At 72.9% G+C, this 6830-nt stretch carries 2 protein-coding genes; both read left to right on the forward strand.

Annotated features, from left to right (window positions below):
* Window positions 1-218 precede the first annotated feature (218 nt).
* A complete protein-coding gene (locus tag ACWCV9_RS17945; protein ID WP_450787690.1) occupies window positions 219-2039 on the forward strand; it encodes an acyl-CoA dehydrogenase in 1821 nt (606 codons plus the stop codon).
* A gap of 70 nt (window positions 2040-2109) precedes the next feature.
* Window positions 2110-6830: beta-ketoacyl synthase N-terminal-like domain-containing protein (locus ACWCV9_RS17950; protein ID WP_450787692.1), on the forward strand; the 4721-nt coding region annotated here is incomplete at its 3' end.

Consider the following 6830-nt stretch of genomic DNA (forward strand, 5'->3'; position numbering starts at 1 on the left):
GTGACACCCGCACCCGCGTGCAGCGGTCGCCGTCCCGACCGGCCCCGCACCCGTGCGGCCAGAGCGTCCCCGCGTCCACGCACCCCACGGCCCCTCCGGCACACCGTCGGCCGCCCGCGCCGGCCGAGCACCAACTGCCGTACGACGACAGCCACATACCGAATTCCGCACAGCTGTTCCGACAACCGACGAAGAAGACGCGACGGGGAATCAACACGATGGAACCAGGCACCTCAACGTACGAAGCCTTGTCCTCGCTGGTGCACGGCGACTCCTACCGGGAGGCGCTGCCGCGACTGGAGAAGATCTTCGCGCCCGACCTCTTCGCCCGGCCCTCCGGCCTGGCCGACCAGGACCGCTACCCGCTCACCTACCAGCGGCTGCGGTACATCAACGACCGGCTGGAGACCGGCACCCCCCTGCTGCACCAGCGTGACCTGCTCTTCCCGCTGCTGGAGTGGATCGCCCTCGCCGACCCGTCGCTCTTCTACGCCTTCTTCCTGCACCACTGCACCACGATCGGCGCCATCCTCGAGTTCGGCGGCGACCGCGACGACCTGGACGACGTCCTCGCCCAGCTGGCCTCCGGCGACACCGTCGGCGCCCTGCTGATGACCGAGCTGGGCCACGGCAACAGCAACGCCGCCGTCCGCACCGAAGCCGTCTTCGACCCGGACACCCGCGAGTTCGTCCTCACCACGCCCGGCCCCGAAGCCGTCAAGTACCCGCCCAGCGTGGCCTGTCCGGGCGTACCCCGCACCGGCATCGTCACCGCCAAGCTGGTCGTCGCCGGCGAGGACCGCGGACTGTTCTGCTTCGTCGTACCGCTCCGGGACGCCGCCGGACCCTGCCCCGGCGTGGTCATCGAACCGCAGGACTCCGCGCCGATCCTCCCCCTCGACTGGGCCACCGTCTCCTTCCAGGGCGTCCGCCTGCCCTACCGCTACTGGCTGCGGGACTCCGCCACCATCGCCGACGACGGCACCTTCACCGACGCCCTCAGCAACCCCGCCCTGCGCTCCCGGCAGGCCTCCCGGCTCATCCGGTACGTCTGGGAGGTGGCCGCCGTCGGCCTCGCCGCCGTCACCCGGGCCGGTGCCGCCGTCGCCGTACGGCACGCCCACGCCCGCTACACCAACGGCACCTTCGCGGGCTTCGCCGACCCCATGCCGGTGATCCGCTACCGCAACCAGCAGCGCACCCTCTTCGGCGCCCTGTCCGCCGCCTACCTGGCCGGCATGGCCGCCAAGTCGGTCTCCGGACCGCAGCCCGTCGGACGCACCGCCGGCGAGATCCGCACCCTGTTCACGCTGAAGGCGGCCATCGACCAGCTCGCCGAGCGGGTCACCGCGGCCGGCCGCGCCGCCTCCGGCGTCCTCGGCTTCAGCCCGCAGAACCGCTTCCTGGACTACCAGGGCCTCGCCCACGCCTTCAACGCCGCCGGCCTGAGCACCCAGATCCTCTACCTCAACGCCGCCTGGACCATGGCCCTCGGCCTGGACTACCAGCCGCCCACCGCCGATCTGCCCGCACCGCAGGAGCGCGACCTGCGCGACCCCGCCGTGTGGCAGGCGCTGACCGGCGCCCGCGAACAGCGCCTGCACGAACGCCTGGTCGCCGAACTCGGCGAGGCCCGGGCCGACGGACTCGCCGAGTTCGACGTCTGGAACGACCGCTTCGACCTCGCCGAGCAGATGGCCGAGGCGCACGCCCTGCGCCTGCTGGCCGACCTCGTCCGCACCGAGACCGACGCGCTGCCCGACGCCGAGGCGCGCCGCGTCGCCCGCGACGTGTGCTCCCTGCACCTGCTCGGCGAGATCTCCGCACAGAGCGGCTGGTACCTCGCCGAGGGGCTCCTCACCGCCGAGGAGGCCGACGCCCTGCCCGGCCTGCTCAACCAGATCTGCGCGGACCTCGCCCCGCACGCCCTGGGTCTCGCGGACGCCCTGGACGTGCCCTACGACCTGGTCGGCGCGCCGATCGCGTACCCCGACTACGCGACCGCCTTCACCAAGGCCACGTTCCCCGACCCGGCGTAGCCCCGCCCCGCCCTCCCCGTAGCTCCTCCTGGCTCCTTGCACCTGCCCTGCTCGGAAGGTTTGCAGCACCATGCGAGACTCGTCCCCGGCCCGCACGTCCGAAACGCCCGCAGAGGCCGTCGCCGTCGTCGGCATGGCCTGCCGGCTGCCCCTCGCCGCCGGTCCCCAGGCTTTCGCCCGGCTCCTGCGCGACGGTGTCGACGCGATCAGGGAGGTCCCCGCGGACCGCTGGGACGCCCGCGAGCACACCGGCCCCGAGACGGACGGCACCGGCAGGGCGGGAGCCAGGTGGGGCGGCTTCCTGGACGGCGCCGACCTGTTCGACCCCGCCTTCTTCGGCATCTCGCCGCGCGAGGCCGTCGCGATGGACCCGCAGCAGCGGCTCGCCCTGGAACTCGGCTGGGAGGCCCTCGAGGACGCCGGCATCCTGCCGGAGACCCTGCGCGCCAGCTCCACCGGTGTCTTCGTCGGAGCGATCTGGGACGACTACGCCACCCTCGCCCACCGCAACGGCACCGCCGGCATCACCCAGCACACCCTGACCGGCCTCCAGCGCGGCGCCATCGCCAACCGCCTCTCCTACGTCCTGGGCCTGCGCGGACCCAGCCTCACCGTGGACAGCGGCCAGTCCTCCTCGCTCACCGCCGTCCACCTCGCCTGTGAGAGCCTGCGCACCGGCGAGTCCCGCGTCGCCCTCGCCGGCGGCGTCAACCTCGACCTCGTCCCCGAAAGCGCCCTCACCGTCGCCGAGTTCGGCGCCCTCTCCCCGGACGGCCGCTGCTTCACCTTCGACAGCCGCGCCAACGGCATCGTCCGCGGCGAGGGCGGCGGACTCGTCGTCCTCAAGCGGCTGTCCGACGCGGTGGCCGACGGCGACCGCATCCACTGTGTCATCCGCGGCAGCGCCGTCAACAACGACGGCGGCGGCGACAGCTTCGCCACCCCCAGCCGCGAGGCCCAGGCCGAACTCCTGCGCCGTGCCTACGCCAACGCCGGTGTACGCCCCGCCGACGTCCAGTACGTCGAACTGCACGGCACCGGCACCCGGGTCGGCGACCCCATCGAGGCCGCCGCCCTCGGCGAGGTCCTCGGCACCGCCCGCCCCGCGGACGAACCCCTGCTCGTCGGGTCGGTCAAGACCAACATCGGCCATCTGGAGGGCGCCGCCGGCATCGCCGGCCTCATCAAGACCGCGCTCGCCCTCAAGAACCGGGAACTCCCCCCGAGCCTGCACTTCACCACCCCCAACCCGGCGATACCCCTGGACGAACTGCGGCTGCGCGTCCGCACCGAGAACGGCCCCTGGCCCCGACAGGACCGCCCGCTGCTCGCCGGCGTCAGCTCCTTCGGCGTCGGCGGCACCAACTGCCATGTCGTCCTGGAGGACTGGCACACCGACACCGGCGCCACCGGTCACCCGGCCCCCGCCGGGCCGATTCCGTGGCTCGTCTCCGCCAAGAGCGAGCGCGCCCTGCGTGGCCAGGCCGAGGCGCTCCTCGCCGCCCTGGACGACCGCACGTCCCCCCTCGACATCGGCCACTCGCTGGCCACCACCCGCACCGCCTTCCCGCACCGGGCCGTCCTGCTGGGCCGTACCACCGACGACTTCCGCACCCGCCTCGAAGCCCTCGCGGCCGGCCGCCCCGCCACCGGACTGACCGAGGGCACCGCCACCCGCACCGCCGGGCCGGTCTTCGTCTTCCCCGGCCAGGGCTCGCAGTGGGCCGGCATGGCCGTCGACCTCATGGACACCACACCGGTCTTCGCCGAACACATCGCCCGCTGCGAACAGGCACTCGCCCCGCACGTGCCCTGGTCGCTCACCCATGTGCTGCGCGGCGGCAGCGAGACCGACCCCGAGCTGTCCCTCGACCGCCTCGACGTGGTCCACCCCGTCCTGTTCGCGGTGATGGTCTCCCTGGCACAGCTGTGGCGCTCGTACGGCGTGCAGCCGGCCGCCGTGATCGGCCACTCGCAGGGCGAGATCGCCGCCGCACACATCGCCGGCGCCCTCCCCCTCGACGAGGCGGCACGCGTCGTCGCCCTGCGCAGCAAGGCCTTCGCCCTGCTCGCCGGCACCGGCGGCATGGCCTCGGTCGCGCTGCCCGCCGCCGAGGTGGAACAACTGCTCGCCCCCTGGGCGGACCAGCTGTCCATCGCCGCCGTCAACGGCCCCCGCGCCGTCACCGTCTCCGGAGACGTACCGGCCCTGCACGAGCTGATCGCCCACTGCGAGAGCCAGGACATCCGCGTCCGCCTGCTCCCCATCGACTGCGCCGGCCACTCCGCCCACGTCGAGCGGATCCGCGAACCGCTGCTGGACCTGCTCGGCACCGTGACCCCCACGACCGGAACCGTGCCGTTCTACTCCACCGTGGAGGGCCGCTGGCTGGACACCACCGGACTCGACGCCGACTACTGGTACCGCAACTCCCGGCGCACGGTGGGCTTCGAGCCCGCCGTACGCGCCCTCGCCGAGGCGGGGCACACCACGTTCCTCGAGATGAGCCCGCACCCGATTCTCGCGGCAAGCGTCCAGGAGACCGTCGAGGACACCGGCGGCACGCCCGTCGCGGTCGGCTCCCTGCGCCGCGGCGAGGGCGGCCCGGAGCGCATGCTCACCGCACTGGCCGAGGCATCGGTGCAGGGCATCGCCGTCGACTGGTCCGCCGCCTTCACCGGCACCGGCGCCCAGCGCGTCGACCTGCCCACCTACGCCTTCCAGCGCCGCCGCTACTGGCTGGACGCACCGGACGCCCGCACCGCACCGGCCACCCCCGCGTCCCCGTCCCTCGCGCCCGAGCAGGACCCGGGGGCGGACGAGGAGGACCTCCCGCTGCGCGCCCAGTGGGCCGCGCTGAGCGAGAAGGCGAGCCAGGACGCGGCACTGGACCTGATCCGCACCCACGTCGGCATCGTGCTCGGCACGACCGACAACGACGACGTCCCGACCGAGTCCTCCTTCCGCGAGCTGGGCTTCGACTCGATGATGGCGGTGCAGCTGCGGAACCGCTTGAACGCGGTGACGGGGCTGCGGCTGGCGAGCACGGTGGTGTTCGACCACCCGACGGCCAGTGAGCTGGCGCGGTTCGTCCGGGCGGAGCTGCTCGGGGTGTCGGTGGTGGACGAGGAGTCCCTGCCGGTGGTGTCCGGCGGCGGCTCCGACACCGAGGCCGAGCCGGTGGCGATCGTGGGGATCGGGTGCCGGTTCCCGGGCGGGGTGAGGTCGCCGGAGGATCTGTGGCGGTTGGTCGCCTCGGCGGGCGACGCCGTGTCGTCCTGGCCGACGGACCGGGGCTGGGACGTCGAGGGCCTGTACGACCCGGACCCGGAAGCGGTGGGCAAGTCGTACGCACGCTCGGGCGGTTTCCTCTACGAAGCCGCCGAGTTCGACGCCGGGTTCTTCGGCATCTCCCCGCGTGAGGCGCTCGCCATGGATCCGCAGCAGCGGTTGCTGCTGGAGACGTCGTGGGAGGCATTCGAGCGGGCCGGCATCGACCCGGCCACCCTGCGTGGCAGCAGCACCGGTGTCTACGTCGGCGCCATGGTCCAGGAGTACGGCCCGCGCCTCGCCGACGCCGGCTCCGAGACCGAGGGCTACCTGCTCACCGGCACCCATGGCAGCGTCACCGCCGGCCGGCTGTCGTACACGTTCGGCCTCGAAGGCCCGGCGGTGACGGTCGACACGGCGTGTTCGTCGTCGCTGGTGGCGCTGCATCTGGCGGTGCAGGCGCTGCGGCGCGGCGAGTGCCGGATGGCGCTGGCCGGCGGTGTCACGGTGATGTCGTCGCCGGGTCTGTTCGTGGAGTTCAGCCGCCAGCGCGGGCTGTCGGAGGACGGCCGCTGCAAGGCGTTCGCGGAGGGCGCGGACGGCACCGGCTGGGCCGAGGGCGTGGGTGTGCTGGTGGTCGAGCGGCTCTCGGACGCCGTACGGCTCGGGCATCCGGTGCTGGCTGTGGTGCGGGGGAGTGCGGTCAACCAGGACGGTGCGAGCAATGGGCTGACGGCGCCGAACGGGTTGTCGCAGCAGCGGGTGATCCGGCAGGCACTGGCGGACGCCCGGTTGGGCGCGGCGGATGTCGACGCGGTCGAGGCGCATGGCACGGGTACGCGTCTGGGTGATCCGATCGAGGCGCAGGCGCTGCTCGCCACGTATGGGCAGGAGCGTCCGGCCGAACAGCCGCTGTATCTGGGATCGTTGAAGTCGAACATCGGGCATGCCCAGGCTGCTGCGGGTGTCGGTGGTGTCATCAAGATGGTGATGGCGCTGCGGCACGGTGTGCTGCCGAAGACGCTGCATGTGGATGCGCCGTCCTCGCACGTGGACTGGTCGGCCGGTGCGGTGGAGCTGCTGACCGAGGCGCGGGAGTGGCCCGAGGTGGACCGGCCGCGCCGTGCGGCGGTCTCCTCCTTCGGCATGAGCGGCACCAACGCCCACGTGGTGATCGAGCAGGTACCCGCGGAGACGTCCGCCGACGTGGAACCGGCTTCCGGTGTCACCGGACCGGTGCCGTGGGTGGTGTCGGGTCGGAGTGCGGAGGCGTTGCGGGCGCAGGCTGATGTGTTGCGTGCGTTTGTGGCGGGGCGTGAGGGGTTGGATCTGGCGGGTGTGGGGGCTGCGCTGGTGTCTGCGCGGTCGGTGTTCGAGCATCGGGCTGTGGTGGTGGCGGGTGATCGCGATGAACTCCTGTCCCAGCTGGGTGTGTTGGTGTCGGGTGGGGTGGGTTCTGGTGTGGTGAGTGGTGTGGGTGTGGGTGGTCGTCGGGTGGTGTTTGTGTTTCCGGGTCAGGG

This window comes from Streptomyces sp. NPDC001606, from assembly GCF_053596835.1.